Origin of the sequence: Mycobacterium sp. Marseille-P9652 (assembly GCF_902652685.1) — a bacterium.
GTDB lineage: Bacteria > Actinomycetota > Actinomycetes > Mycobacteriales > Mycobacteriaceae > Mycobacterium.
On record NZ_CACRUY010000004.1, the window covers coordinates 141,513 to 166,579 of the forward strand.

21 protein-coding genes and 1 tRNA gene are annotated in these 25,067 nt (G+C 71.9%); 10 read left to right on the forward strand and 12 right to left on the reverse strand.

Going from position 1 to position 25,067, the window contains the following annotated elements:
* Nucleotides 1-2: 2 nt before the first annotated feature.
* The 8 genes from GPY60_RS04510 to selD form a co-directional block, all read right to left on the reverse strand.
* The gene (locus GPY60_RS04510; protein WP_156686424.1) at nucleotides 3-557 is read right to left on the reverse strand and encodes a type 1 glutamine amidotransferase domain-containing protein; all 555 of its coding nucleotides are present in this window, start codon (nucleotides 555-557) and stop codon (nucleotides 3-5) included.
* Nucleotides 558-591: 34 nt separating this feature from the next.
* Nucleotides 592-1,761, reverse strand: coding sequence for a zinc-dependent alcohol dehydrogenase (locus GPY60_RS04515; RefSeq protein ID WP_156686425.1), 1,170 nt, complete (start codon nucleotides 1,759-1,761; stop codon nucleotides 592-594).
* Nucleotides 1,758-2,693, reverse strand: a complete 936-nt coding sequence (locus GPY60_RS04520; protein WP_156686426.1) for an SRPBCC family protein — start codon at nucleotides 2,691-2,693, stop codon at nucleotides 1,758-1,760. Before GPY60_RS04520 ends, GPY60_RS04515 begins: the two co-directional genes overlap by 4 nt.
* 159 nt (nucleotides 2,694-2,852) lie before the next feature.
* Entirely contained in the window at nucleotides 2,853-3,839 is a 987-nt protein-coding gene (locus GPY60_RS04525) for an LLM class F420-dependent oxidoreductase (RefSeq protein WP_156686427.1), read from the reverse strand.
* A gap of 74 nt (nucleotides 3,840-3,913) precedes the next feature.
* Nucleotides 3,914-4,984, reverse strand: a complete 1,071-nt coding sequence (gene nrfD / locus GPY60_RS04530; RefSeq protein WP_156686428.1) for an NrfD/PsrC family molybdoenzyme membrane anchor subunit — start codon at nucleotides 4,982-4,984, stop codon at nucleotides 3,914-3,916.
* 7 nt (nucleotides 4,985-4,991) lie between these two features.
* On the reverse strand, nucleotides 4,992-5,963 hold the full coding sequence (locus tag GPY60_RS04535; protein ID WP_156686429.1) for a 4Fe-4S dicluster domain-containing protein: 972 nt from the start codon (nucleotides 5,961-5,963) through the stop codon (nucleotides 4,992-4,994).
* Nucleotides 5,926-9,249: a formate dehydrogenase gene (gene fdh / locus GPY60_RS04540; protein WP_197283528.1), complete on the reverse strand. Its 3,324-nt coding sequence runs from the start codon at nucleotides 9,247-9,249 to the stop codon at nucleotides 5,926-5,928. The genes GPY60_RS04535 and fdh overlap by 38 nt, the downstream gene beginning before the upstream one ends.
* Nucleotides 9,250-9,285: 36 nt before the next feature.
* Nucleotides 9,286-10,278, reverse strand: coding sequence for a selenide, water dikinase SelD (gene selD / locus GPY60_RS04545; RefSeq protein WP_156686430.1), 993 nt, complete (start codon nucleotides 10,276-10,278; stop codon nucleotides 9,286-9,288).
* 27 nt (nucleotides 10,279-10,305) lie between these two features.
* On the opposite strand from selD, the gene GPY60_RS04550 reads away from it, so the two are divergent.
* The 3 genes from GPY60_RS04550 to GPY60_RS04560 all read left to right on the forward strand — a co-directional run bounded on the left by GPY60_RS04550 (nucleotide 10,306) and on the right by GPY60_RS04560 (nucleotide 13,393).
* Nucleotides 10,306-10,400, forward strand: a tRNA-Sec gene (locus GPY60_RS04550).
* An 18-nt stretch (nucleotides 10,401-10,418) separates the two neighbouring features.
* Entirely contained in the window at nucleotides 10,419-11,699 is a 1,281-nt protein-coding gene (gene selA, locus GPY60_RS04555; protein ID WP_156686431.1) for an L-seryl-tRNA(Sec) selenium transferase, read from the forward strand.
* On the forward strand, nucleotides 11,687-13,393 hold the full coding sequence (locus GPY60_RS04560; RefSeq protein ID WP_156686432.1) for a SelB domain-containing protein: 1,707 nt from the start codon (nucleotides 11,687-11,689) through the stop codon (nucleotides 13,391-13,393). The genes selA and GPY60_RS04560 overlap by 13 nt, the downstream gene beginning before the upstream one ends.
* 6 nt (nucleotides 13,394-13,399) lie before the next feature.
* Here the strand turns inward: GPY60_RS04560 and GPY60_RS04565 are convergent, their stop codons facing one another.
* Entirely contained in the window at nucleotides 13,400-15,580 is a 2,181-nt protein-coding gene (locus GPY60_RS04565) for an FUSC family protein (protein WP_156686433.1), read from the reverse strand.
* 74 nt (nucleotides 15,581-15,654) lie between these two features.
* A complete protein-coding gene (locus GPY60_RS04570; RefSeq protein WP_156686434.1) occupies nucleotides 15,655-16,119 on the reverse strand; it encodes a GatB/YqeY domain-containing protein in 465 nt (154 codons plus the stop codon).
* Between the two features lie 134 nt (nucleotides 16,120-16,253).
* Here GPY60_RS04570 and GPY60_RS04575 point away from each other — a divergent pair, with 134 nt between their 5' ends.
* Genes GPY60_RS04575 through GPY60_RS04595 form a run of 5 tightly spaced genes read left to right on the forward strand, consistent with a single transcriptional unit; the run spans nucleotide 16,254 to nucleotide 21,647 of the window.
* Entirely contained in the window at nucleotides 16,254-17,534 is a 1,281-nt protein-coding gene (locus tag GPY60_RS04575; RefSeq protein ID WP_156686435.1) for a DUF7847 domain-containing protein, read from the forward strand.
* Nucleotides 17,535-17,542: 8 nt separating this feature from the next.
* On the forward strand, nucleotides 17,543-18,196 hold the full coding sequence (locus GPY60_RS04580) for a DUF4129 domain-containing protein (protein ID WP_156686436.1): 654 nt from the start codon (nucleotides 17,543-17,545) through the stop codon (nucleotides 18,194-18,196).
* Entirely contained in the window at nucleotides 18,196-19,320 is a 1,125-nt protein-coding gene (locus GPY60_RS04585) for a DUF4350 domain-containing protein (RefSeq protein ID WP_156686437.1), read from the forward strand. The genes GPY60_RS04580 and GPY60_RS04585 overlap by 1 nt, the downstream gene beginning before the upstream one ends.
* Nucleotides 19,317-20,324 carry an AAA family ATPase gene (locus GPY60_RS04590; RefSeq protein WP_156686438.1) on the forward strand — a complete coding sequence of 336 codons (1,008 nt, stop codon included), beginning with the start codon at nucleotides 19,317-19,319 and terminating at the stop codon, nucleotides 20,322-20,324. Before GPY60_RS04585 ends, GPY60_RS04590 begins: the two co-directional genes overlap by 4 nt.
* Complete coding sequence (locus tag GPY60_RS04595) at nucleotides 20,325-21,647, forward strand: DUF58 domain-containing protein (protein ID WP_156686439.1); 1,323 nt, start codon at nucleotides 20,325-20,327, stop codon at nucleotides 21,645-21,647.
* Between the two features lie 7 nt (nucleotides 21,648-21,654).
* Here the strand turns inward: GPY60_RS04595 and GPY60_RS04600 are convergent, their stop codons facing one another.
* The gene (locus GPY60_RS04600) at nucleotides 21,655-22,647 is read right to left on the reverse strand and encodes a stage II sporulation protein M (RefSeq protein ID WP_156686440.1); all 993 of its coding nucleotides are present in this window, start codon (nucleotides 22,645-22,647) and stop codon (nucleotides 21,655-21,657) included.
* Between the two features lie 46 nt (nucleotides 22,648-22,693).
* On the opposite strand from GPY60_RS04600, the gene GPY60_RS04605 reads away from it, so the two are divergent.
* Nucleotides 22,694-23,593, forward strand: a complete 900-nt coding sequence (locus GPY60_RS04605) for an RDD family protein (protein WP_156686441.1) — start codon at nucleotides 22,694-22,696, stop codon at nucleotides 23,591-23,593.
* 3 nt (nucleotides 23,594-23,596) lie between these two features.
* Here the strand turns inward: GPY60_RS04605 and GPY60_RS04610 are convergent, their stop codons facing one another.
* Entirely contained in the window at nucleotides 23,597-23,986 is a 390-nt protein-coding gene (locus tag GPY60_RS04610; RefSeq protein ID WP_156686442.1) for a hypothetical protein, read from the reverse strand.
* A 179-nt stretch (nucleotides 23,987-24,165) separates the two neighbouring features.
* Here GPY60_RS04610 and GPY60_RS04615 point away from each other — a divergent pair, with 179 nt between their 5' ends.
* A complete protein-coding gene (locus GPY60_RS04615; protein WP_156686443.1) occupies nucleotides 24,166-24,885 on the forward strand; it encodes a PadR family transcriptional regulator in 720 nt (239 codons plus the stop codon).
* Nucleotides 24,886-25,067: the final 182 nt, after the last annotated feature.

Consider the following 25,067-nt stretch of genomic DNA (forward strand, 5'->3'; position numbering starts at 1 on the left):
GCCTAACCCGCAGGCGCGTGGGCGAATTGCTGGACGATCGTCGCGCAGAAGGCCGGGAGGTCCTTGGGCGACCGGCTCGTCGTCAGGTTGCCGTCCACGACGACCTCCTCGTCGACCACGTTGGCGCCCGCGTTGCGCAGGTCGGTGCGGATGCTCGGATACGACGTCAGCGTCCGCCCGGCCGCCACCCCGGCCTCGAGCAGGGTCCAGGGTCCGTGACAGATTGCGGCGACGGGCTTTCCGGACTCGACGAAGTCGCGGACGAAGCCCACCGCCGTGGAGTCCATGCGCAGCTTGTCCGGGTTCACGGTGCCGCCCGGCAGCACCAGGGCGTCGAACTCGTCGACCGTCGCGTCGCCCACCGCGCGGTCGACCGGGAAGGTTCCGGCCGGCTCGAGATCGTGGTTGCGGGCCTGGATCTCACCGGTTTTCAGCGACAGCAGCTCGACCTGGGCGCCGGCTTCCTCGACCGCCGCGCGGGGCTGCTCGAGTTCCACCTTCTCGACGCCGTCGGCCGCCAGGAACGCGACCTTCTTGCCTTGCAACTTATTTGACATCTGGGGTTCTCCTTGGGCGAATGTCGATTTTCCGTCAGGGCTTGAGGATGACCTTGGTGCACCGGTCCTGCTTGTGCTTGAAGATCTCGTAGCCGTGGGCGGCCTGGTCGAGCGACAGGTGGTGGGTGATGATGATCGTGGGGTCGATGTCGCCGCTCCGGATGCGTTCCAGCAGCGGCCGCATGTACCGCTGCACGTGGCACTGGCCGGTTTTGACGGTCAGCGACCGGTTCATCACCGCACCGATCGGGAACTTGTCCATCATTCCGCCGTACACGCCGATGATCGAGATCGTGCCGCCGTTGCGGCAACTCAGGGCCGCTTCCCGAAGGGCATGCGGCCGTTCGGTTTCCAGCCGCATCGCCTGCTTGGCGCGATCGTAGGCGTCCACCAGGGCCGTGCCGTTGCGGGCCTCCATGCCGACCGCGTCGATGCAGTGGTCGGGGCCGCGCCCGGCGGTGATGTCCTGAAGCGTCGCGAGCACCGGCGACTCCTCGAAGTTGACCGCCGTCGCACCGATCTTCTGGGCCAGCTCGAGCCGGTATGGCACGCGGTCGATAGCAACCACTTTCGACGCGCCCAGCAAATACGCGCTCATCATCGCGAAGAGGCCGACCGGCCCGGCGCCCCAGACCGCGACCACGTCCCCGGGCTTGATGTCGCACATCTCCGCGCCCATGTACCCGGTCGGCAGGATGTCGGACAGGAACAGCACCTGCTCGTCGGTGAGGTCGTCGGAGATCTTCAGCGGGCCCACGTCGGCGAAGGGCACCCGGGCGTATTCGGCCTGGCCGCCGGCGAAGCCGCCGAGCATGTGGGAGTAGCCGAAGAGGCCGGCCGGTGAGTGGCCCATGAACTTCTCGGCGATTCCGGCGTTGGGATTGGAGTTTTCACACAGCGAGAACAGGTCGCGCTCGCAGGCGGCACACGCCCCGCAGGCGATCGGGAACGGGACCACCACCCGGTCGCCCACGGCGAGGTTGCGCACCGCCTTGCCGACGTCGACGACCTCGCCCATGAACTCGTGCCCCAACACGTCGCCGCGCTTGACGGTGGGGATGTAGCCGTCGTACAGGTGCAGGTCCGAACCGCAGATCGCCGTGGACGTGATCTTGACGATCGCGTCGCGGTCGTTGAGGATCTTCGGGTCCGGAACCGTCTGCACCTCAACGCTGTTGCGGCCCGCCCATACTGTCGCCCTCATGCCCTTGCTCCCTCTCCGGTGGGTTGACCGGGTCGCTGCTTCAGTTGCGCCTTGGCGGTGGTGCCCTCGGGCGAGCCGTCGGACCGCATCACCTGCCCGGTCTCGAGGATTTGCTTGAAGCGCCGAAGGTCGTCGTTGACCTGCTGGTCGGGTGATTCGCCGAACAGCGTCGCGGCAGCCTTGCCCAGCGCCCCGCCGGGCAGGTGATAGCCGATCGTCACGCGAACCTCGGTGCTCGCGCCGTCGGGCGTCGGCGTGAACTCGACACTGCCGCCGTTGTCGACCGACGCGCCCGGCAGCGACTGCCACGCGATTCGCCTGCCGGGTTCGTCCTCGGTGATCTGGGCGTTCCACTCCACCGACCGCCCGGCCGGCGCGCTCGCGACCCAGTGGGAGCGCCCGTCGCCGTCGGCGGTGACGGATTTCAGGTGATACATGAAGGCCGGCAGATTCGCCACGTCGCGCCAGAAGGCGTACACCTCGTCCGGCGAACGCCGGACGGTGACCGCGGCGCGCACCGCGCGATGCCCCGAGCCGCCGGCGTGGCGGCCGCGGTCGTCGGCGGAGGCGCGCACCGCCGCGTACAGGTCGAGCACCCCTATCCCGGAAAGCGCCACGGCGGTGATCACGCCCCGCCGGCGCCGGCCCGGGCCGCGGGCGGCGACCCCCGCCAGCAGCAGCGCCGTGTCCAGGACGTCGCCGGCCACCCGCGTCCATACCAGCCGCTCCGGGCCGGCCAAAAGGGCGGCGCCGTGCCCACATTCACGCGCGCCGAGCGCGCGGATGACGGCCCTTGAGCGGGGCGTCTCGTCCACCCCCGCGACGTCGGCTATCTTGCCGGGTGCCAGCAGTTCGCCCAGGCCGAGGCCGAAACTCGCGGCGGCCAGCGCCTTCACCAAAGTTCCCGTGCCATTCCCGGATTCGTCAGTCATCGCCTGCTCCCCCTGCCCCGCCGGATGCAATCAGTGCTCAAATCCGATGCGAGACAACGGGTCACACTATTTCCGGGCGTCGGTCGTTGGTGGTGCCTCGAGCCGCGCGGCTCGCACCATGGCAGCGAGTACCCTGGCCCGATTCGGCCAAACGTCCGATCAGCGCGACGCGTCGCGCAGGGCCTCGAGCAACGGCTCGGCGGCTTCCTTGAGGAACCTCTCCTGCGTTTCGCCGCCGATCTGCACCAGCGCGATGTCGGTGAACCCCGCCTCCCAGTACGGTTTGACCGCCTCGACGATCGCGTCCAGGTCGGGCCCGCAGGGGATGCTCTCGGCGACGTCTTCGGGTCGCACGAACTGGGTCGCCCCGGCGAAACCGGCCGGAGTGGGCAGGTCGGCGTTCACCTTCCAGCCGCCGGCGAACCAGCGGAACTGGTCGTGCGCGCGTTGGACGGCGGCGTCGCGGTCGGGATCCCAGGACACCGGTATCTGCCCGACCACGCGGCCGGGAGGGGCGCCGTTGGCGGCCTGGCGCGCGGCGTGCCACGCGTCAACCAGTTCCTTGTCGGGTTCGACCGCGACGAAATGGTCGGCGAGCTTGACGAACTTGTCGACGGCCTTTTCACCGCCCACGGCGACCGCGATGCCGACCGGCACGTCGGGGGTGTCCCACAGCCGCGCCGAGTCCACCTGGAAGTACTCCCCACGCCAGTTGACCAGCTCACCGCCGAACAACTCGCGGATGATCTTGATCGCCTCGCGCAGCATGTCCTGGCGGCGCTCGACGGTGGGCCAGCCCTTGCCGACCACGTGCTCGTTGAGGTTCTCGCCGCTGCCCAGGCCGAGGGTGAACCGGCCGTCGGACAGGATCTGCACCGTGGCGGCCTGCTGCGCGACGATGGCCGGGTGATACCGCATCGTCGGGCAGGTCACGTAGGTGTAGAGGTCGACCCGCTCGGTCGCGTGCGCGACGGCGCCCAGCACGGTCCAGGCGTTGGGCGCGTGGCCCTGCGACACCAGCCACGGCGAGAAGTGGTCGCTGCACACCTCGAAGTCGAAGCCGCGCTCCTCGGCCGAAATGGCATAGTGGACAAGGTCTTTGGGCCCACTCTGCTCGGTCATGAGAGTGTAGCCGAAATTCGTCATGACAAGCTATTACCCGCTTGCCCGGCAGGAGTAACGCCGGGGCGGAAAATCGCCGTGGCGTTGCGCGCGCGCCGCTAGCCCGCGGTGGTGATCGAGTCGCCGGCGATGCCGGCCGCCCGCCGGGCCGCGAGCCGGCGCTTCTGGGGGTCGATCGTGTAGCGCGGATCGCGGGTCGACGCCAGGCCCGCCTCGAAGAAGCCGAACCGCAGCATCGCCGACGCCGCCAGCAGCGTCAGGCCGGACAGGGCGGCGACGCCGCGGTTGCCCCCGCCGAGCAGCGCGCCGAGCCCGCCCGCAGCGGCGAGCCGTTCGCTCCAGGACAGCAGGCGGCCGGGCCTGCCCTGGTGGAGCGGTTCCCTGGTGACCGGGTCCATCCGGTATTCGGTGAACCGCGCGGAGATCAGGTCGCCGACCGCGCCGATGACGGCCAGCGTGCGCGCGGGCCCCGCCTCGGACACCGGGGTGGTGATCATCGCCAAACCGCCCGCCGCCAGGCTCGCCGAACTGACGAACACGAACGGCAGGTCGCGGTAGGCGGCGTTCCAGGTCGGCGTCGCGGTGTCGGTGAGCAGCACCGCGGTGTAGACGGCGAGCGGCGGCGAGAAGAGCGCGGCCTCGAGTCCCGCCGGCCCCTCCATGGCGCGCAGCACGGACCGCAACGGGCCCAACGGGATCCGCTCGCCGGTCATCCGGTCGACCTCCGCCACCGCGGCGACCCCGATGCCGGCGCCGAAGAAGCTGAGGATCCACGAGCCGATACTCATCGGCGAGGTCAGCTTGACCGTCCGCAGCATGTTGACGAACCGCGCGGGCTTGCCGAGGTCCTTCACCAGCGCGGCCGCCCCGAGCATCACCGCGATCAGGGCGGAAAGCCTGGAGTTGCGGCGCAACGTGTTCCGGCCGGTGAGCTGGGCCCCTGCCGCCAGCAGGCCGGACCCGCCCGCCACACCGCCCAGGAACAGGTACGCCGCCACCTCGGGTCCCCACGGCGCGGGCTTGACCACGGGACGCCCGTAGTACGAGGTGAATTCGGCGTCGGGCACCATCACCGACTCGTCGCGGCGCCGGCGCCGGCGGCCGGACCTTTCGCGTTTCCGGCCCGGCGTATCCGGCGGGCGGAGGCTGTCGAATTCCGACGTGCTCATGCGGTTTTCACCGGCCTTTCCAGAAGGCCAGCGCCGCGGCGGCGAACATGCCCGCCGCCGCCGCCCCCGCCCTTCTGGCCATCTGGGGCAGGTCCGCGGTACACACCCGCGGGTCGGGCGGTAGGCCGTAGACCTCGGGCTCGTCGAGCAACAGGAAGATCGACCCGATGCCACCCACGCCGTCGTCCTCGTTCGCCCCGTACAGGCGGGCCTCGGTGCGCCCCTCGGCGTGCAGCGCGGCGACCCGCTCCCGCGCCGTGACGACCAGATCGTCGTGGTCCCCGTACTTGATCGACGTGGTGGGGCAGGCCTTGGCGCACGCCGGTGTCTGGTCCTCGACCATGCGGTCGTAGCAGAGCGTGCACTTCTGGGCGACCCCGGTGACGAACTTCTCGGCGGGACCGTCGGGCCGCTCGGCCGGCGTCGCGTAGGTTCCGTCGCTGCGGCGCTCGACCACCCCGAAGGGGCAGCCGGCCACGCAGGTGCCGCAGCCGTTGCAGACGTCGGCCTGAACGACGACGGTGCCGAACTCCGTGCGGAACAGCGCGCCCGTCGGGCAGACGTCCAGGCACCCGGCGTGCGTGCAGTGTTTGCAGACGTCCGACGACATCAGCCAGCGGAACTCCGGGGTGTCGGGCGGCGAGAAGTCCTGGTTGTCCGCCGCTTTCGGCACGGTCGGCATCCCCAATCCGATGAGCTTGCGCCCGGACTCGCGCGCCCGGTCGATGCGGTCGCGGTCCTGCTCGATGAACGCCACATGCCGCCACGTGCTCGCGCCCAGCGCGCCGGTGTTGTCGTAGGACGACCCCAGCAGTTCCAGGTTGCCGTCGCGCGGGTTGCGGTTCCATTCCTTGCACGCGACCTCGCACGCCTTGCACCCGATGCAGATCGAGGTGTCGGTGAAGAATCCCTTGCGGGGCTTGGGTTCCGCCCAGCCGGCGTCAACGGTCGGGTCGGTCGGTCCGCTCAGCTTGCCCATCGCCTCCCCCTTCCCATACGCCGTCGCTCACTGGTGAATTGCCGGTTTCGGCGGTGGCGCCGGACCGCGATTGATATTCGGCGATCAGCCGGAGCAGCTCCTCGCCCTGTGGGCGGCGGCCCGGCCGGATGTCGCACGACCCCGCCTTGGATTCCTGGATCTGCACGTTGGGGTCCAGCGTGATGCCGAGCAGGTCGTTGGCCGCGTCTCCCTGGACCACCGCGTCGCTCCCGACGCCCCAGTGGTAGGGCAACCCGATCTGGTGCACGGTGTGGCCCGCGACCACCAGCGGGGTCATCCGCTCGGTGACCAGCACGCGCGCCTCGATGGCCGCGCGCGGCGAGACGATGGTGGCCCACCCGTAGGGCTCGAGGCCGCGCTCGGCGGCCAGCTCCGGGGACACCTCGCAGAACATCTCCGGTTGCAGTTCGGACAGGTAGGGCAGCCAGCGGCTCATGCCGCCGGCGGTGTGGTGCTCGGTGAGCCGGTAGGTGGTGAAGACGTACGGGTAGACGTCGGCCCCGGGCTCCCCGGCGCTGGGCGCGCTCAGATTGTCCTTGCGCGCGAAGGTGATTCGCGCGGGATTGCGCCGCTGGGGGTAGAGCGGGTTCGCGACCGGCGATTCCTGCGGCTCGTAGTGGGTGGGCAGCGGCCCGTCGACCACGCCCTTCGGGGCGAACAGCCACCCCTTGCCGTCGGCCTGCATGACGAACGGGTCGTCCCCGGCGAGCGCGTCGGGCCCGCCGACGTCCGGGTCGGGCCGGGCGCCGGGCGCCCGGTCGACGACGAAGTCGGGCACGTCGTGTCCGACCCAGCGCCCTTGGTCGGCGTCCCACCAGACGTAGCGCTTGCGTTCGCTCCACGGCTTGCCCCGGGGATCGGCGGAGGCGCGGTTGTAGAGGATTCGCCGGTCGGCGGGCCACGCCCAGCCCCACTCGTGCTGGCTCGGCCCTCCACCGCCCTGCGGCACCCGCCGCGCGGCCTGGTTGACGCCGTCGGCGTAGACCCCGGTGTAGATCCAGCAACCGCCCGCCGTCGACCCGTCGGCGCGCATCTCGGTGTACGACGACAGCGGATTGCCCTGCGCCACTTGGTAACCGTTGATCTCGGCCAGCACCGCCTCACCGTCGGGCTCGCCGTCCTCGTCGGTCGGGTAGTCCCAGGTCAGGTCCAGCAGCGGACGGTCGCGCTCGTCGGTCGAGCCGGCCAACCGCTGCCTGATGCGCTTGCCGAGCTCGAAGAAGAACTGCAGCTCGCTCTGGCACTCCCCCGGCGGGTCGACGGCTTTGTGGCGCCACTGCACCAGCCGTTGCGTTTGGGTGAACGACCCGGCCTTCTCCACGTGGCTGGCGGCGGGCAGGAAGAAGACCTCGGTCTCGATGTCCTCGGTTTTCAGTTCGCCCGAGGCGATTTCGGGTCCGTCCTTCCACCACGTGGCCGACTCGATGAGGTTGAGGTCGCGGACCACCAGCCACTTGAGGTGCGACATGCCGAGGCGCTGCATGCGGCCGTGCGCCGAGCCGACCGCGGGGTTCTGACCCAGCAGGAAGTAGCCGTCCACCTCGTCGTCGAGCATCGCCGTCACGGTCTGGTAGGTGCCGTGCGGGCCCGACAGCCGCGGCAAATAGTCGTAAGCCCAGTCGTTGTCCTCGGTGGCCGCGTCGCCCCACCACGCCTTGAGCAGGCTCACCATGTAGGCGTCGGCGTTGGCCCAGAAGCCTTTCTGCTTCTTGGACCCGACGGCGTCGAGGTAGTCCTCGAGGGTGTCGTGCATGCCGGCCTTCGGCATCGCCAGGTAGCCCGGCAGCAGGTTGAACAGCGTCGGGATGTCGGTCGAGCCCTGGATGGTGGCGTGGCCGCGCAGCGCCATGATGCCGCTGCCCGGCCGGCCCACGTTGCCCAGCAGCAGCTGCAAAATGGTTGCGGTGCGGATGAATTGGGTGCCCAGCGTGTGCTGCGTCCACCCGACGGCGTAGGCGAAGCAGGTGGTGTGCTCGCGCCCGGAGTTCTCGACGATGGACCGGGCGAGGTAGTCGAAGTCCGCGCGGCTGATGCCGCAGACCTGGGTGACCATCTCCGGGGTGTAGCGGGCGTAGTGCCGCTTGAGGATCTGGAACACCGTCCGCGGGTGCTGCAGCGTCTCGTCGCGTTTGATGTTCGCGTGCGCCAGCGGTGGGCCGCCGCTGCCCTGCTCGTGACCGGACGCTGTCTGCGCGGCGGTGTCACCGTGCGAGTGGCCCCCGCCGGGTGACTCCACGTTGCCGTTGCTCGCCTGCTCGTACGACCACGTCGACGTGTCGTACTGCCCGGTCTCGGGGTCGAAGCCGGAGAACAGCCCGCCGAGATCCTCGGTGTCCCGATAGCTTTCGTTGATCAGGCTGGCGGCGTTGGTGTAGGCGACGACGTACTCGCGGAACCATAGGTCGTTGGCGATGACGTGGTTGATCAGCGCGCCGAGCAGAACGACGTCCGACCCGGCGCGGATCGCGATGTGCTTGTCCGCCACCGCCGACGTGCGGGTGAACCGCGGGTCGACGTGGATGACCCGGGCGCCGCGCGCCCGCGCCTCCTCGACCCACTGGAAGCCGACCGGGTGGCACTCGGCCATGTTGGAGCCCTGGATGACGATGCAGTCGGCGTTGGCCATGTCTTGCAGTGTTTGGGTGGCGCCGCCGCGCCCGAAGGAGGCTCCCAGACCGGGAACCGTGGCGGAGTGTCAAATACGGGCTTGGTTCTCGATCTGGATCGCGCCCGCGGCGGTGAAGAGCTTCTTGATCAGATAGTTCTCTTCGTTGTCCAGGGTCGCGCCGCCCAGCGCCGCGATCCCCATCGTGCGGCGCAGCGGGTGGCCCTTCTTGTCGATGTCCTGCCAGGTGTGGCGGCGGGACTCCACGAAGCGGTCGGCGATCATGTCGATCGCGGTGTCGAGTTCCAGCCGCTGCCACTCGGTCGCCCGCGGCGCACGGTAAAGCACGTGCAGCTGGCGGCCGGGCGAGTTGACCAGCTGCTCGCTGGCGGAACCCTTGGGGCACAAGCGCCCCCGCGAGATCGGCGATCCCGGGTCGCCCTCGATCTGGACGACCTTCTCGTCCTTGACGTACACGAGCTGGCCGCAGCCGACGGCGCAGTAGGGACAGATGCTCTCGACCACCCGGTCGGCCGTCGTCGTGCGGGGCTCCGCGGCGCGGGTCTGCTTGGACGTGACGGCCGTCCCGCGGCCGAGCTTGTCGGCGGAACGCAGCTGACGGACGACGGGCCATTCCAGGAAGAGCTTGCGCATAGCCATGGCATCTACCCTAGTGCGCGCGGCTCAAACCCCGGCTCAACGAACCACGATCGTGTGCTCGCCGCGGGGCACCAGTTCCCCGATGACGGGGGCGCCCGGGATCTCGCCGGCGATCAGCAGGCCGCCGGAGGTCTGCGCGTCGGCCAGCAGGAGGGCCTCGTCCTCGCCGACGCCGGACAGGTCGGCGTGGGGGGCCACCCAGTCGAGGTTGCGCCGCGTCCCTCCGCTGACGTGGCCGGCGGCCAGCGCCTCGCGCGCGCCGTCGAGGTAGGGCACCGCCGCCGAGTCGATCACCGCCGTGACCCCGCTGGCCCGCGCCAGCTTGTGCAGGTGTCCTAGCAGGCCGAAACCCGTGACGTCCGTGGCACATTCGACGCCGGCCGCCAGCGCGGCCGCGGCCGCGTCGGCGTTGAGCGTGGTCATCACCGCGATCGCCTGCTCGAAGCGTTCGCCGGTGGCCTTGTGCCTGGAATTCAGCACGCCGACGCCGAGCGGCTTGGTCAGGGAAAGGGGCGTGCCCGGTTTGCCGGAGTCGTTGCGCAGCAATCGTTTTGGGTCGGCGACTCCGGTCACCGCCAGGCCGTACTTGGGCTCGGGATCGTCGACGCTGTGCCCGCCGGCCAGGTGGCAGCCGGCCAGGCCGCAGACGTCGAGCCCGCCGCGCAGCGTCTCGGCCGCCAGCTCGAAGGGCAACACGTCGCGCGGCCAGCCCAGCAGGTTCACCGCAACCACCGGGCGCCCGCCCATCGCGTACACGTCGGAGAGCGCATTGGTGGCCGCGATGCGGCCCCAGTCGTAGGCGTCGTCGACCACCGGGGTGAAGAAGTCCGTCGTCGCGATCAGCGCGGTGCCACCGTCGATGCGCACCGCGGCGGCGTCGTCGCCGCTGTCCAGCCCGACGAGCAGCTCGCCGACGGGATCGCGCGGGGCGGTCGCCGTCAGCCCGCGGACGATGTCCTCCAGTTCACCGGGCGGGATCTTGCACGCGCAGCCGCCGCCGTGGGCGTACTGGGTGAGTCGGTAGGTCACCCGTCCATAATTGACCGCATGGTCCAGGGAGGCGTGTCCGGTCTGGTGACCGGCGCGGTCTTCAAAACCGTCGAACGGCAGACGCTGCCGCTGGCGGGTTCGATTCCCGTCCGCCTCCGCCATGCTCCCTCGGGCCTGACATGACCGACCCGCGCCGGCGGATACCCGGCACCGACGTCCTGCTCGCCGACCCCCGGCTGGCCGAGGCGCAGCGGGTGCTGGGCCGCGCGCTGGTGAAGTCGGTGATCGCCGACGCCCAGAAGCTGGCGCGCGCGGGTGAGATCGAGCCCGAGCGGGTCGCCGAGCACGCCGTCGCCACGCTGCCCACCACCGCGTCGAGCCTGCGGCCCGTGGTCAACGCCACGGGCGTCGTCGTCCACACCAACCTCGGCCGCGCGCCGCTCTCCCGCGCCGCGCTCGACGCCGTCGTCGCCGCCGGCGGGACGACCGACGTGGAGTTCGACCTGGCCACCGGCCGGCGGGCGCGCCGCGGCCGGGGCGCGCTGGCGGCGCTGGCCCGGGCGGTGCCCACGGCCGGTGGGGTGCACGTCGTCAACAACAACGCCGCCGCGCTGCTGCTCACCGCGCTGACGCTGGCCCCGGGCAGGGAGATCGTGATCAGCCGCGGCGAGCTCGTCGAGATCGGCGACGGCTTCCGCATCCCCGAACTGCTGGCGTCGACGGGATCGCGGCTGCGCGAGGTCGGGACCACCAACCGCACCAGCCTGAGGGACTACGCCGAGGCGATCGGGCAGGACACCGGGTTCGTCCTGAAGGTGCACCCGTCCAACTTCCACGTCACCGGATTCACCTCCGCGGTCGGCGTCCCGGAACTGGCCCAGCTGGAGGTGCCGCTCGTCGTCGACATCGGCTCGGGGCTGCTGGCGCCGCACCCGGTGCTGCCCGACGAGCCCGACGCCACGACGACCCTGCGCGACGGCGCGGACCTGGTGACCGCGAGCGGCGACAAGCTGCTCGGCGGCCCCCAGGCCGGCCTGCTGCTCGGCCGTCAGGAGCTGATCGAGCGGCTGCGCCGCCACCCGGCGGCCCGCGCCCTGCGCGTCGACAAGCTGACCCTCGCCGCGCTCGAGGCCACCCTGACCGGCCCCCCGCCGCCCGTCGCCCAAGCCCTGGTGGCCGACGTGGCGGGCCTGCGGGCCCGCGCCGAAACGCTTGCGGCGCAACTGCCCGACGCGACGGCGGTCGTCTGCGTGGCCGCCGTCGGCGGCGGCGGCGCGCCGGGCGTGCGCCTGCCCAGCGCGGCCGTCAGCCTGCCCGCGGCCTACGCGGCCGCGCTGCGCGCCGGCGACCCGCCCGTCGTGGGCCGCCTCGAGGCCGGCCGGTGCCTGCTCGACCTGCGCACGGTGCCGCCCGAGGACGACGAGCTGCTGGTCCAGGCGGTGCGGGCGTGTTCGTCCTAGCCACCGCGGGGCACGTCGACCACGGCAAGTCCACCCTGCTGCAGCGGCTGACCGGTATGTGGCCCGACCGGCTGGCCGAGGAACAGCGGCGGGGCCTGACCATCGACCTCGGGTTCGCCTGGACCGAGCTCGACGGCCGCGAGGTCGCCTTCGTCGACGTGCCGGGCCACGAGCGGTTCGTGGCGAACATGCTGGCGGGGGTGGGCGCCGTCCCGGCGGTGCTGTTCGTCGTGGCCGCCACCGAGGGCTGGATGCCGCAGTCCGAGGAGCACCTGGCCGCGCTCGACGCGCTCGGGGTGCGCCATGGGCTGGTGGTGATCACCAAGGCGGACCTGGCCGACCCGGCGCCGGCCGCCGCGCAGGTGTCCGAGCGGCTCGCGGGCACCACGCTCGCCGGTGCCCCGATCGCGATCGGCGCCGACCTGGATCGGGTGCGCGCGGAGCTGTTGGCGCTCACCGACCGGCTGCCGGCCCCGGACCCCGAGGCCGACGTGCGGCTGTGGGTGGACCGCGGGTTCACGGTGCGGGGCGCGGGCACGGTCGTGACCGGCACGCTGGCCGCCGGCACGGTCCGGGTCGGCGACGAGCTGGAACACGCCGGGCGGCGGGTCACCGTCCGGGGGCTGCAGTCGCTGGGCCGAAGCCGGACCTCCGTCGGCCCGGTGGCCCGCGTCGCGCTCAACCTGAGGGGGCTGGACCGTCACGACACGGGCCGGGGCAACGCCGTCCGGACGCCGGGCGCGTGGCTGGACACCGCGGAGATCGACGTCGCGCTGCGCTCGGCGGGCGCCCTGCACCGCCAGCTCGTCCTGCACGTCGGCTCGGCGGCGGTGCCGGTGCAGGTGCGCCCGCTGGGGCCCGCGGCGGCCCGGCTGCGGCTCGGCACCCCGCTGCCGTTGCGGGTCGGCGACGTCGGCCTGCTGCGGGATCCCGGGGAGCACCGGATCGCGGCGGGGATCACGGTGCTCGACGTGCGGCCGCCCGGGCTGCGCCGCCGGGGCGCGGCGCGGGCCCGTGCCGCCGAGCTGGCGTCGGCGCTGGTGACCGGCCATCTCCGTTCGCCCGACTGCGCCCGGGTCGACGAGCTGCGCGCCATGGGCCTGCCGGCGCGCGGTCAGCGGGTGGGTGACTGGGTGATCGACCCTGTGTGGTGGGCGGCGCGGCGCGAGCAGGCGACCGCGGCGGTGCGCGGTTGGGCGCAGGAGCACGACGTCGCCGCCGGCATGCCGCTGGAAGCCGTGCGGCAGCGCGCCGGGTTGCCCGCGGCGGACCTGGTGCCCAGGCTGCTCGAGGGCACCGGCCTCGAGATCGTCGACGGGCTGGTGCGCGCGCCCGGGGCGGGCCTGCCGGCCCGCGTCGACAAGGCGGTGCGCACCATCGAGGACTGGCTGGCCGCCGAGCCGTTCCGGGCGCCGGAGGCCGACGAGCTGGCCGAGCTGAGCCTCGGCCCGCGCGAACTGGCCGCGGCCGTGCGCACCGGCCGGCTGTCCCGGATCGCGGACGCAATCGTGTTGGGGCCCGACGCTTTCGATCGGGCAGCGCAGATCCTGGCCGCGCTGCCGCAGCCGTTCACCGTCAGCGAGGCCCGGCGCGCGCTCGGCACCACCCGCCGGGTCGCCGTGCCCCTGCTCGAACAGCTCGACGCCCGCCGCGTCACGCAGCGCGGCGATGACGGCACCCGGACGGTCGTCTGAGGCCGCTCAGCGCTCGACCGGATCCTTGCCCGCGGCGGCGGCCTCGGACGCCGCCGCCAGCACCAGCTCGAGCTGCGCGAGGTTGGCGGCGACCGCGACGAGCGGCTGAGCCACCTCCACCTCGTCCACCTGGGCGCACGCCTCTGCCCGCAAAGCGCGCACGAACTCTCCGGCCATCGGCCGGCCCGGGCCGTCGCCGGCCCCGGTGAGGTGCGTCGTGACGAACTCCAGGTGGCGCTCCAGGACGGCGCGGGTGGCCGGGCACGCGTCGGCCTCCGGGCGCCTCTTGAGGTCGGCGATCACGTCGGCCGTCAAGCGCACCCAGGTGGCGCGGTTGGCCGCCAGCACCACCGGGGTCCGCGAGTTGGCCCCGTTGCCGGTCTCGGAAAGGTACTGGCGCACCGCGTCGTCCACCCGTCGGCTGCCCACGACGGCGTCATGACTCAGGGCCTCGAGGTCCGCCTCGTCCTTCCCGGACGGCCCTCGGGTGACCCGCAGGACGGCCGCCCGAAGGTAGCGGACGTTGACCGCGAGCGCGGCGTCGATCAGGGCGGCCACCGCCGCCGTCGCGCCCCGCGGCCACAGCAGCAGCGAGACCCCCAGGCCCACCGCCGCGCCGACCGCGATGTCCTCGATGCGCAGCAGACCGACGCGCCACCCCGTGGGCAGGGTGAGGCTGAGGATGGTCAGCAGGTTCACCGTGCCGATGGCCTGCGCGGTGGCGAACGAGACGAACCGCGGCAGGTACGTCGACGTGAACACCGTGACGGGCACCAGCAGCCACTGGACGAGGGGCGTCACGCCGACGGCCGCCACTAGCAAGCCGCCGAGGACGATGCCGACGGTGGTGCCCGTCACCGCCTGCACCACCCTCGTCCTGGTGGCCAGGGCGCTGCTGCTGAGCACCAGCATGGTGCCCACCACCACCCAGAAGCCGCGGTCGAAGAGGTGCAGGTGCGTGAGGGCGACGGCCAGCGCCAGCCCGACGCCCATGCGGAGCCCGTTGCGCGACGCCACGGAACGCGCGGTGAGGAACGCACTGACGATGGTCGTGCCGGCGACCGTCTCCGGCGTCAGCCGGTCGGCGAACCCGGTTGGCCGCAGCCCTACCCCCAGGGCCCGCGCCCAGACCGGTCTGGCGTCGGCGGCCGCCGCGGCGGCGACGATCCGGCCGGTCAGGGTGACCGTCGACTGGATCACCCGGCATTCCAGCAACCGCCGGCCGATCGCCACCGCCGCCGCGTCGTCCGGCGCCTCGAGGATCAGCCGGACGTTCTCGCGGTAGGCCTCGCGCGCCGACGACCGCAGGACGGGAAGCGCCCGGTCGAGCGCGTCGCGTCCGGCGAGGCAGCGCGGTCCCTGGGGGGCGGCCAGCGACGCGTCGAGCACCCCGGTGCACAGGCGCAGGACGTCGACCGCGTGGCTTCTGACGGCGCCCAGCGTCGCGCCGGCGTGTTCGCCGACGAGGTCGCCGGCCAGTTCGAGAAAGTCGACGAGGCGGACCAGTGCGCGGCTGCCGGCGCTCAGGCCGACGGGCCGGTAGCTGGCGGCCAGGAAGTTCGCCCGCAGCGAGTCCATTGCCTCGGTGACCGCTGCGGCCGACCCGCTCCCCTCGATCCGGTCGGCCAGCGCCCCGCACACGCGGGCGGCCCGGCGCCGCAATTCGTCGTAATGCCGCGGGGGCAGCAGGTAAAGCGCCGCGGGCACGCACATCACCAGGGCGATCAGCCAACCGAGCAGCCGCTCGCCGATCGGCCCAACCGGCGTGCAGACCGGCCAGACGTAGAACAACAACGTGGCGCGCAGACCGGCCGACATCGTCGCGCTGAGCATCCCCGCGAGGGTGACCGCGACGCCCAGCGCGAGCATCAGCACGACCGACAGCCAGACGTACGGAGCCACCAGGGTGCCGAGGGCGATCAGGGCGAAGCCGTTCGCGGCGAGGCCGAGGTATGCCACCGCCCGCTGCTGCCGGTTGCCGGGAAAGTCGGTCACGACCAGCAGCCAGAACGCGCCGAGCAACGCGTAGAGCGGCACCACCTTGCCGCCCACGACCAAGAAGGCCAACCCGGTCGTCAGTGGCACCATGACCGCCGCGCGGACGGCGCGCCGCAGCGCGTCGCGCTCAGGGTCCTTGGTGCGCAGCACCTGCAGCGTGTGCCGGATCGACGGGATCCGGATCGGCATGAATGGATGATAAAGCGGACGGGGATTACGGGCGTGCGGCGCCGGTCGGCGGCTATCCGGCTCTCACGGTGCGCTCAGAGGCGCTCTTTGACCGCCGCCGACAGGCGTGCGCCGTCGGCCTTCCCGGCCGCGATCGCCGTCGCCGCTTTCATCACCATGCCCATCTGCTTCATCGTGGGGCGCTCGCCGATCTCCTCGGCCACCTGGGCGATGGCGGTGTCGGCGACGTCGGCGAGCTCGGCCTCGTTGAGCGGCGTGGGCAGGTATTCGTCGATGATGCGCGCCTCGGCGTGCTCGTTGGCCGCGAGCTCGCCGCGACCGTTTTGGGTGTAGATCTCGGCCGCCTCGCCGCGCTTGCGGGATTCGCGCGCCAGCAACTTGATGACATCGTCATCGGAGAGCTCCCTGGCCTCCTTACCCGAGACCTCCTCCGTCTGGATCGCGGCCAGGAGCATGCGCAGCGTCGCCGTGCGCAGCTTGTCCTGACTCTTCATCGCCTGGGTCAGGTCCGCCCGCAGCCGTGCTTTGAGTTCCGCCATGGCTGCGACGGTACCGCGCCACCCGGCGGTCGAGGTCGGTCAAGATTGAGAAATGCCCGGACCGCCGACAGGATGTACCCCATGACGAACGACGGGCCCACCCCCGGCGACACGACGACGGGGCGCGGACGGCGGTGAGCACCCCTCCGCCCGGCTATCCGGTTGGCCCGCCACCGGCTTACGGCCCCCCGCCTGCATACGGTCCACCGGCGTACGGTCCCCCGCCTGCGTATGAGCCGCCGCCAGGTTATGGCACCCCGCCGAGTTACGGTCCCCCGACCGGCTACGGTCCGCCGCCCGGTTACGGTCCCCCGCCCGGTTACGGCCCGCCGCCCGGTTACGGGCCCTCGCCCGGGTATGGACCGCCACCCGGCTACGGCCCGCCGACGGGCTACGGCGCGGCGCCCGGTCCCTACGGCGCGCCGACACCTGGTCCCTACGGCCAGGCGGTCAAACCCGGCATCATCCCGCTGCGGCCCCTCACCCTGAGCGAAATCTTCAACGGCGCAGTCGGTTACGTCCGGAGCAACCCGAAGGCGACGCTCGGGCTCACCACCATCGTGGTGGTCATCATCCACCTCGTCACGTTGATCGCCACCATGAGCCCGCTGGCCGCCTACGGCCGGTTCGGCGCGCAACGCGCCGACGAGATGTCCGCCGGCGTCGTGGGGGCCTGGCTAGCCTCGATGGGCGGCGGCATCCTGGTCAGCTGGCTGGGCGGCATGCTGCTGTCCGGCATGCTGACGGTGATCGTCGGCCGGGCCGTGTTCGGGTCGACGATCACGATGGGCGAAACCTGGGCCAAGATCCGCGGGCGGATCCTGCCCCTGTTGGGCCTCGCGTTGATCGAGGCCGCCGTGGTGGCCGCACTCGTCGGCGTCATGGTGGTGATCATCGCGGTGCTGGCGGCCGTCGGCAACGGCGCGGCCGCGGTGATCGTGGGCCTGCCGATGGCGCTCGTCGTGGGCGCGCTGCTGGTGTACCTCTACACCGTCGTGCTGTTCGCGCCGGTGCTCATCGTGCTTGAGCGGCTGCCCGTCGTCGACGCGATCACGCGGTCGTTCACGCTGGTGCGCAACGGCTTCTGGCGCGTGTTGGGGATCAGGGTGCTGGCTGCCCTGGTGGCCTCCGTCGTCGCCGGCGCCGTCGGCGCGCCATTCAACATCGTCGGCCAGGTGATCCTGGCCGGGGAGACCTCGACCGGGATCGTCCTGGTCAGCACCGCGATAGCATCGATCGGATCCGCGATCGGGCAGATCATCACCGCCCCCTTCACCGCCGGAGTCGTCGTCCTGCTCTACACCGACCGCCGCATGCGCGCCGAGGCCTTCGACCTGGTGCTGCAGACCGGCGCGGCCGGCGGCCCCTACGCGGGCGCCTCGACGGACCACCTCTGGCTAACCCGGCCCGCCTGAGGACGACCGTGCCTTCCATCGACATCGATCGAGATGCCGCGCACCAGGCCGCGCAGACCGAACTCGGCAAGCCCATCTACGGGAAATCCTCCGCCGGGCAGCAATTCGTCGATTGGCTCAACGAAGCGATCTACCGTCTGCTGCAGAACATCTCCACGATGCCGGGCGGCTGGCTCACCAGCACGGTGCTCCTGATCCTCCTCGCGATCGCCGTCGCGGCCGCTATTCACATCGCGCGTCGCACCCTGCGGACCAACCGCGGGGGCGACTACGAACTGTTCGGGGCCGCCCAGCTCACCGCGGCCCAGCACCGTGCCACGGCGGAAGCCTATGCCGCGGAGGGTAATTGGGCCGCCGCAATCCGCCACCGGCTGCGCGCCGTCGCCCGGCAACTCGAGGAAACCGGCGTATTGGAGCCCGCCCCCGGCCGCACCGCCAACGAGCTGGCCCGCGACGCCGGCGCCGCGCTGCCGCACCTGAGCAGCGAATTAACCTCAGCGGCAACGGCTTTCAATGACGTCACGTACGGCGAGCAGCCCGGCACACCCGCCGCCTACCAGACGGTGGCCGAGCTCGACGACCACCTGCGGTACCGGTCGCCGGGCCTCGCGCCCGCGCCCGGGCCCGCCGGCGCCGGCCAGCCCTGGGCGCAGGTGCGCTGATGACGACGATCTCGGGGATCGCGGCCCGCCGTCGCTCATGGCGCTGGGTCGTCGTGACGCTCACCGTCCTCGCCATTCTGGCGGGCATCGACGCCTACCTGACCGCCCCCCGCCCGGGCGCGCGGATGGACCCCGCATCGACAGGTCCCGACGGCGCCCACGCGCTGGTGGCGCTGCTGCGCGACGGGGGCGTCGACGTCGTCGTGGCCGATGGCATCGCCGACGTCGAGCAGGCGGCGCGTCCCGACACGCTGGTCCTCGTGGCCCAGAGTCAGTACCTCACCGACGCCGCCGTGGAGCGCCTCGCACGGGTCCCCGGTGACCTCTTGCTGGCCGAACCCACCGCGCGGACCCGCGAGGCGCTGATGCCCGGCTTCCGGATGTCGGGCACCGACGCGTTCGACAGCAAGCCCGATTGCTCGCTGCGCGAGGCCGACCGGGCCGGACCGGTCCGTTTCGGGCCCAGCGACACCTACAAGGCGCCGAAGGGCCAGACAGTCACGAGCTGTTACGGCGGGGCGCTGGTTCGCTTCCGGGACCACGGGCGGACGGTCACCGCGGTCGGCAGCAGTGACTTCATGACGAACGGCAGCCTGCTGCAGGCCGGCAACGCCGCCCTGGCGATGAACCTGGCCGGCGACCGGCCGCGGCTCGTCTGGTACGCGCCCCACCGCGTCGAGGGCGGGTCGTCGTCCTCGACGTCGCTGCTCGACCTGGTCCCCGACAACGTGACCTGGATCGTCATCCAGCTCGCGCTCGCCGTGCTCCTGGTGGCGCTGTGGCAGGGCCGCCGGCTCGGCCCGCTGGTGGCCGAGGAGCTGCCCGTCGTCGTGCGGGCGTCGGAGACCGTCGAGGGCCGCGGCCGCCTCTACCGCTCCCGCCGGGCGCGCGACCGCGCCGCGGCGGCGCTGCGGACCGCCACCCTGCACCGGCTCCTGCCGCGGCTCGGCCTGGGACCGGACGCGCCGCCGCCCGCGGTCGTGACCACCGTGGCCCGGCGGTGCGGCGCCGACGCGGGATTCGTCTCCTACCACCTGTTCGGGCTGCCCCCGGCCACCGATCACGACCTGCTACAACTGGCCCGTGCGCTCGACGACATCGAAAGGCAGGTCACCCACACGTGACTCAACCGACGCAATCCTCCCCTGAGGCCTCGCCTGAGGTGCAGGCCCCGTCCCCGGCCGCCGAGTCGGCCCGCGAGGCGCTGCTGGCGCTGCGCGGCGAACTCGCCAAGGCCGTCGTCGGTCAGGAGGGCGTCGTCAGCGGCCTGGTGATCGCGCTGCTCTGCCGCGGCCACGTTCTGCTGGAAGGCGTTCCGGGAGTGGCGAAGACGCTGATGGTCCGGTCGCTGGCCGCCGCGCTCAGCCTGGAGTTCAAGCGCGTGCAGTTCACCCCCGACCTGATGCCCGGCGACGTCACCGGCTCACTGGTGTACGACACGCGCACCGCCGCGTTCACCTTCCGGCCGGGACCGGTCTTCACCAACCTGCTGCTGGCCGACGAGATCAACCGCACCCCGCCCAAGACGCAGGCCGCGCTGCTCGAGGCGATGGAGGAGCGCCAGGTCAGCGTCGAGGGCGAACCCAAGCCCCTGCCCGACCCGTTCATCGTCGCGGCCACCCAGAACCCAATCGAGTACGAGGGCACCTACCAGCTGCCCGAGGCCCAGCTCGACCGCTTCCTGCTCAAGCTGAACGTCACCCTGCCGCCGCGCGACGCCGAGATCGCGATCCTCGGCCGCCACGCGCACGGCTTCGACCCCCGCGACCTGTCCGCGATCCAGCCGGTCGCCGGCCCCGCCGAGCTCGCCGCCGGCCGGGAAGCCGTGCAGCGGGTCCTGGTCGCCGACGAGGTGCTGGGCTACATCGTCGACATCGTCGGCGCCACCCGCAGCTCCCCCGCTCTGCAGCTCGGGGTCTCGCCCCGCGGGGCGACCGCCCTGCTCGCCACGGCTCGCTCATGGTCCTGGTTGTCCGGGCGCAACTACGTCACCCCCGACGACGTCAAGGCCATGGCCCGCCCGACGCTGCGGCACCGGGTGATGCTGCGCCCGGAAGCGGAGCTGGAGGGTGCCACCCCCGACGGCGTGCTCGACGGGATCCTGGCGTCGGTTCCGGTGCCCCGGTAGATGATCCTGACGGGACGCACGGGCCTGGTCGCGCTGCTGTGCGTCCTGCCGATCGCGTTGTCACCCTCTCCCCCAGAGACTTTCGTCGCGCTGCTGGTGGCGTTGGTGATCGCCGTGTGCGTCGACATCGCGCTGGCGGCCAGCCCGCGCCGCCTGCGCTACACCCGCGACCCCGATCGCTCGGCCCGGCTCACGCAACCGGTGGAGGTGGGCCTTTTCGTCCACAATGACGGGCCGCGCCGATTCCGTGGTCAGGTCCGCGACGCCTGGCCCCCGAGCGCTCGCGCGGAGCCGCGCAGCCACCCCGTCTCCATCGCCGGCGGCCAGCAGCAACGGGTGGTCACACAGCTGCGCCCGGTGCGCCGGGGCGACCAGCGGGCGGCCGCGGTCACCGCCCGCTCGATCGGCCCGCTCGGGCTGGCGGGACGCCAGGGCTCCCAGCGGGTGCCCGGCCAGGTGCGGGTGCTGCCGCCGTTCCTGTCGCGCAAGCACCTCCCGTCGCGGCTGGCGAAGCTGCGGGAGATCGACGGGCTGTTGCCGACGCTGATCCGCGGGCAGGGCACCGAATTCGACTCGCTGCGCGAATATGTCGTGGGTGACGACGTGCGCTCCATCGACTGGCGCGCCACCGCGCGGCGCGCCGACGTCGTGGTGCGCACCTGGCGGCCCGAACGCGACCGCCGCGTCGTGATCGTGCTCGACACCGGGCGCACGGCCGCGGGCCGGGTCGGCGTCGACCCGACGGCGACGGACCCCGCCGGGTGGCCCCGGCTCGACTGGTCGATGGACGCCGCCCTGCTGCTGGCGGCGCTCGCGTCGCGCGCCGGCGACCACGTTGACTTCCTCGCCCACGACCGCGTCAGCCGGGCCGCCGTCTTCGGGGCGTCGCGCACCGAGTTGCTCGCGCAGCTCGTGGATGCGATGGCCCCGCTACAGCCGACGCTGATCGAACCCGATTGGCGGGCAACGGTTTCGACGATCTTGCGGCGAACCCGCCGGCGGTCGCTGGTGGTGCTGCTGACCGATCTCAACGCCACCGCGCTCGACGAGGGACTGCTGCCGGTCCTGCCGCAGTTGTCCGCCCGCCACCACCTGCTCGTCGCGGCGGTCGCCGACCCCCGCGTCGACGACATGGCGGCCGGACGGTCGGACCCGGCCGCCGTGTACGACGCGGCCGCCGCCGAGCGGTCCCGCAACGACCGCGCGGCGATCGCGACCCGACTGCGCCGCGCCGGGGTCGAGGTCGTCGACGCGCCGCCGAGCGAGATCGCCCCGGCGCTGGCCGACAGTTATCTGGCGATGAAAGCGACCGGGCGGCTGTGAGATTGCGCTAAAGCGTCGGCACCACGTCGGGCGCGTCCTCCATGTCGCCCGTCTCGCCCGCCCTGACCGCGCGCCGCCCGAAGTACACCACGTACGCCAGGAATGCCGCCTCGGCGACGACGCCGATCCCGACGCGGACGAACGTGGGCAACGGCGACGGCGTCACCAACGCCTCGATCAGGCCGGAGACCAGCAGCACCGCCACCAGCCCGACCGCGACCGACACGACGGCCCGGCCCTGCTCGGCGAGCACCTGCCCACGAGGCCGGTCGCCGGGGGCGACCACCGACCACCCGAGCCGCATTCCCGTTGCGCCGGCGAGGAATACCGCCGTGAGCTCCAGCAATCCGTGGGGGAGCAGCAGTCCCAGCAGCAGGCCGCCCTTGCCGGCATGGAACATCAGCCCGGCGATCAGCCCCAGGTTGGCGGCGTTCTGGAACAGCACCACGGGTATCGGGATTCCGAGCACCACGGACAGGGCGATGCACTGCGCGGACACCCAGGAGTTGTTCACCCAGATCTGCAGCGCGAAGGCGGCCGCGGGGTGGTCGCTGTAGTACGAGGCGACGTCGTGGTTCACCAATTGGTCGATGTCGCTTGGCGTTCCGATCGCCGACTGCACCTCAGGGTTGCCGGCGACCCACGCCGCGATGACCACCACGACGGCGAAGAAGGTCGCCGCCGTGCCCAGCCACCACCGCCACGTGCGGAAGGCAGTCACGGGGAAGGACACCGTCCAAAACCGGACGAACGTGCGGGACAGCGGCGCGTGCGCGCCCGTCACGGCCGAGCGGGCGCGGGCCACCAGGCTCGACAGCCGGCCGATGAGGACGGAGTCCGATGACGCCGACCGCAGGATCGACAGGTGGGTGGACACCCGCTGGTAGAGCTCGACCAGCTCGTCGACCTCGGCCCCCGTCAGCGACCGCCTCTTGGCGATCAACTCCTCCAGCCGGTCCCACGTGCCACGATGGGTCAGCACGAATGCGTCGACGTCCACCCTGGGCAGCCTAATCGCCCGGGCAAACCCTGTACCGTTCCCAGTTATGTCGGAGGTGGTGACAGGCGACGCCGTGGTGCTCGACGTGCAGATCGCCCAGTTGCCGGTGCGGGCGGTCAGCGCGCTGATCGACATCACGGTCATCCTGGTCTGCTACATCCTCGGCCTGATGTTGTGGGCGGCCACCCTGACCCAATTCGACAGTGCTTTGAGCACCGCGGTGCTGCTCATCTTCACGGTGCTGGTGGTGCTCGGCTATCCGCTGATCATGGAAACCACCACGCGCGGGCGATCGGTCGGCAAGATCGCGCTGGGCCTTCGCGTCGTCTCCGACGACGGCGGGCCAGAACGCTTCCGGCAGGCGCTGTTTCGCGCGCTGGCAGCCGTGGTGGAGATCTGGATGCTGCTCGGCAGCCCTGCGGTCATCTGCAGTCTGCTGTCACCGAAGGCCAAGCGCATCGGGGACATCTTCGCGGGCACCGTCGTGGTCAGCGAACGCGGGCCACGGTTGGCGCAGCCCCCGATGATGCCGCCGTCGCTGGCGTGGTGGGCGGCGTCGCTGCAGCTGTCCGGGCTGGACTCCGGCCAGGCCGAAGTAGCGCGCCAATTCCTCTCGCGGGCACCGCAACTCGATCGTCAGCTGCGCTATCAGATGGCCAACCGCATTGCCGGGGACGTGGTGTCGCGCATCGCGCCGCCGCCGCCGCCCGGCGCTCCCCCCGAGATGGTGCTGGCCGCCGTCCTGGCCGAGCGGCACCGGCGCGAGCTTGCGCGGCTGAGGTCGGTTGCGCCCTCTCCGCCGGCTGCGGGAAACTGGCCCGCGCCGCCACCGGCCGGCGTCGCACCGTGGCCGCAGCAGCAGCCGGTGCCATGGCCGGAGCCGGGAACACAGGTCGCGCCCTGGCCGCAGGACGGGCCGCCCGGCGGATTCGCCCCGCCCCGCTGACCGTCAGCTGGAGACGGCGGCCGCCATCCAGGCGACGTCCGCGACCAGCAGTGCCCAGCCGATCAGGGGCACCACGATGCCGCTGCGTCGCTTGGCGGTGAAAAACGACACAAGCAGGACGACCGCGGCCACGATGGGCGCGCCGTAGAAGGCGACGCCGAAGTCGATGCCCCCGCTGCCCAGGTTGGGGCAGTTGCGGTCGCTGCAGCCGTCGGTGCTCATCACCGCTCCCAGCGCGAACAGCATCACGATGGCCGCGGCGGGAACGGTCGCGAGCGCCAACCCCCAGTTCACCCACGGCCACACGTTGCGGTCGCGAGCGCCGCCGTAGGCCGGTTCCGCCGCGCCTGGGGATCCGCTTCCGATGGCCAGGTTGGAGTTCTTTGCGTCCATTGCACAGGTCCTACCCGGCACCTTGCCGATGCAAACCGGCGTGCGCCGTTCGGATCGGCCGAGAGCCGATGATCGACTCGTCGCCGATCTGCCCGTTGCATCGCGATAGATTTCGATATATCGTTAGCGGCAGGCGCATCGATCCCCGAGCGTCGACCCACAAACATTGAGGACAGAACATGAACCACCCATTCACTCCCCCCGGCGCGCCCTTCGGGGGCCGTCCGGGCATCGGCTTCGGCTTCGGCGCAGACCCGACGCTGGGGGTGCCACCCGTCCGCGGCGGACGGCGCGCTCTGCACGGAGCCAGGCGGCAGGCCCGCCAGGAGTTCTTCGAGCATCTCCGCGATCACGCCGGCGGCCACGAGGGCCCGTTCGGTTTCGGCCCCGGGTTCGGGCCGGGCTTCGGTCTCGGCTTCGGGCCGGGCGGCCGAGGCGGGTGGCGCCGCGGCGGCGGCGGGCGCGGGCGTCGCGGTGACGTCCGCGCGGCCATCCTGGCGCTGCTGGCCGAGCGACCGATGCACGGCTACGAGATGATCCAGCAGATCGCCGAACGCAGCAACGGCCTATGGAAGCCCAGCCCCGGGTCGGTGTACCCGACCCTGCAGTTGCTGGACGACGAGGGCCTCATCAGGGCCAGCGAGGCGGAAGGCAGCAAGAAGCTCTTCGAGCTCACCGATGACGGGCGCGCGGAAGCCGCGAAGATTTCCACCCCGCCATGGGAGGAGATTGCGCAGGGCGCCGACCCCGGGCACATGAATCTACGGGCGGCCGTCGGGCAGTTGTTCGGCGCGGTCGCGCAGTCCGCGCACACCGCCAGCGCCGAGCAGCAGCAGCGCATCGTCGAGATTCTCAACAATGCGCGCCGCGAGATCTACGGCATCCTCGGCGAGGACTGACCCCTCGGTGCCGCGAGCGTGCGTAAAAGTACGCGCGGCACGGCGTGTCGTCGTACAAACACTCAGTGTCAGGGTGGCGTTGCCGCGTTTGCGGTGGTTGGGTCCAGATCACCCGGTGTCTGGCTCTTACAAACACTGCCGCCTTGAGGAGGTTGGCGTTCGTGCGTTGTGTCGGCATCGGG

What these genes read in the sequence shown, in the direction of transcription:
- GPY60_RS04510 (WP_156686424.1), bottom strand. Translation starts at nt 557, where the DNA reads ATGTCAAATAAGTTGCAAGGCAAGAAGGTCGCGTTCCTGGCGGCCGAC.
- GPY60_RS04515 (WP_156686425.1), bottom strand. Translation starts at nt 1,761, where the DNA reads ATGAGGGCGACAGTATGGGCGGGCCGCAACAGCGTTGAGGTGCAGACG.
- GPY60_RS04520 (WP_156686426.1), bottom strand. Translation starts at nt 2,693, where the DNA reads ATGACTGACGAATCCGGGAATGGCACGGGAACTTTGGTGAAGGCGCTG.
- GPY60_RS04525 (WP_156686427.1), bottom strand. Translation starts at nt 3,839, where the DNA reads ATGACGAATTTCGGCTACACTCTCATGACCGAGCAGAGTGGGCCCAAA.
- nrfD (WP_156686428.1), bottom strand. Translation starts at nt 4,984, where the DNA reads ATGAGCACGTCGGAATTCGACAGCCTCCGCCCGCCGGATACGCCGGGC.
- GPY60_RS04535 (WP_156686429.1), bottom strand. Translation starts at nt 5,963, where the DNA reads ATGGGCAAGCTGAGCGGACCGACCGACCCGACCGTTGACGCCGGCTGG.
- selA (WP_156686431.1), top strand. Translation starts at nt 10,419, where the DNA reads ATGACCGACCCGCGCCGGCGGATACCCGGCACCGACGTCCTGCTCGCC.
- GPY60_RS04565 (WP_156686433.1), bottom strand. Translation starts at nt 15,580, where the DNA reads ATGCCGATCCGGATCCCGTCGATCCGGCACACGCTGCAGGTGCTGCGC.
- GPY60_RS04570 (WP_156686434.1), bottom strand. Translation starts at nt 16,119, where the DNA reads ATGGCGGAACTCAAAGCACGGCTGCGGGCGGACCTGACCCAGGCGATG.
- GPY60_RS04585 (WP_156686437.1), top strand. Translation starts at nt 18,196, where the DNA reads ATGACGACGATCTCGGGGATCGCGGCCCGCCGTCGCTCATGGCGCTGG.
- GPY60_RS04595 (WP_156686439.1), top strand. Translation starts at nt 20,325, where the DNA reads ATGATCCTGACGGGACGCACGGGCCTGGTCGCGCTGCTGTGCGTCCTG.
- GPY60_RS04605 (WP_156686441.1), top strand. Translation starts at nt 22,694, where the DNA reads ATGTCGGAGGTGGTGACAGGCGACGCCGTGGTGCTCGACGTGCAGATC.
- GPY60_RS04610 (WP_156686442.1), bottom strand. Translation starts at nt 23,986, where the DNA reads ATGGACGCAAAGAACTCCAACCTGGCCATCGGAAGCGGATCCCCAGGC.
- GPY60_RS04615 (WP_156686443.1), top strand. Translation starts at nt 24,166, where the DNA reads ATGAACCACCCATTCACTCCCCCCGGCGCGCCCTTCGGGGGCCGTCCG.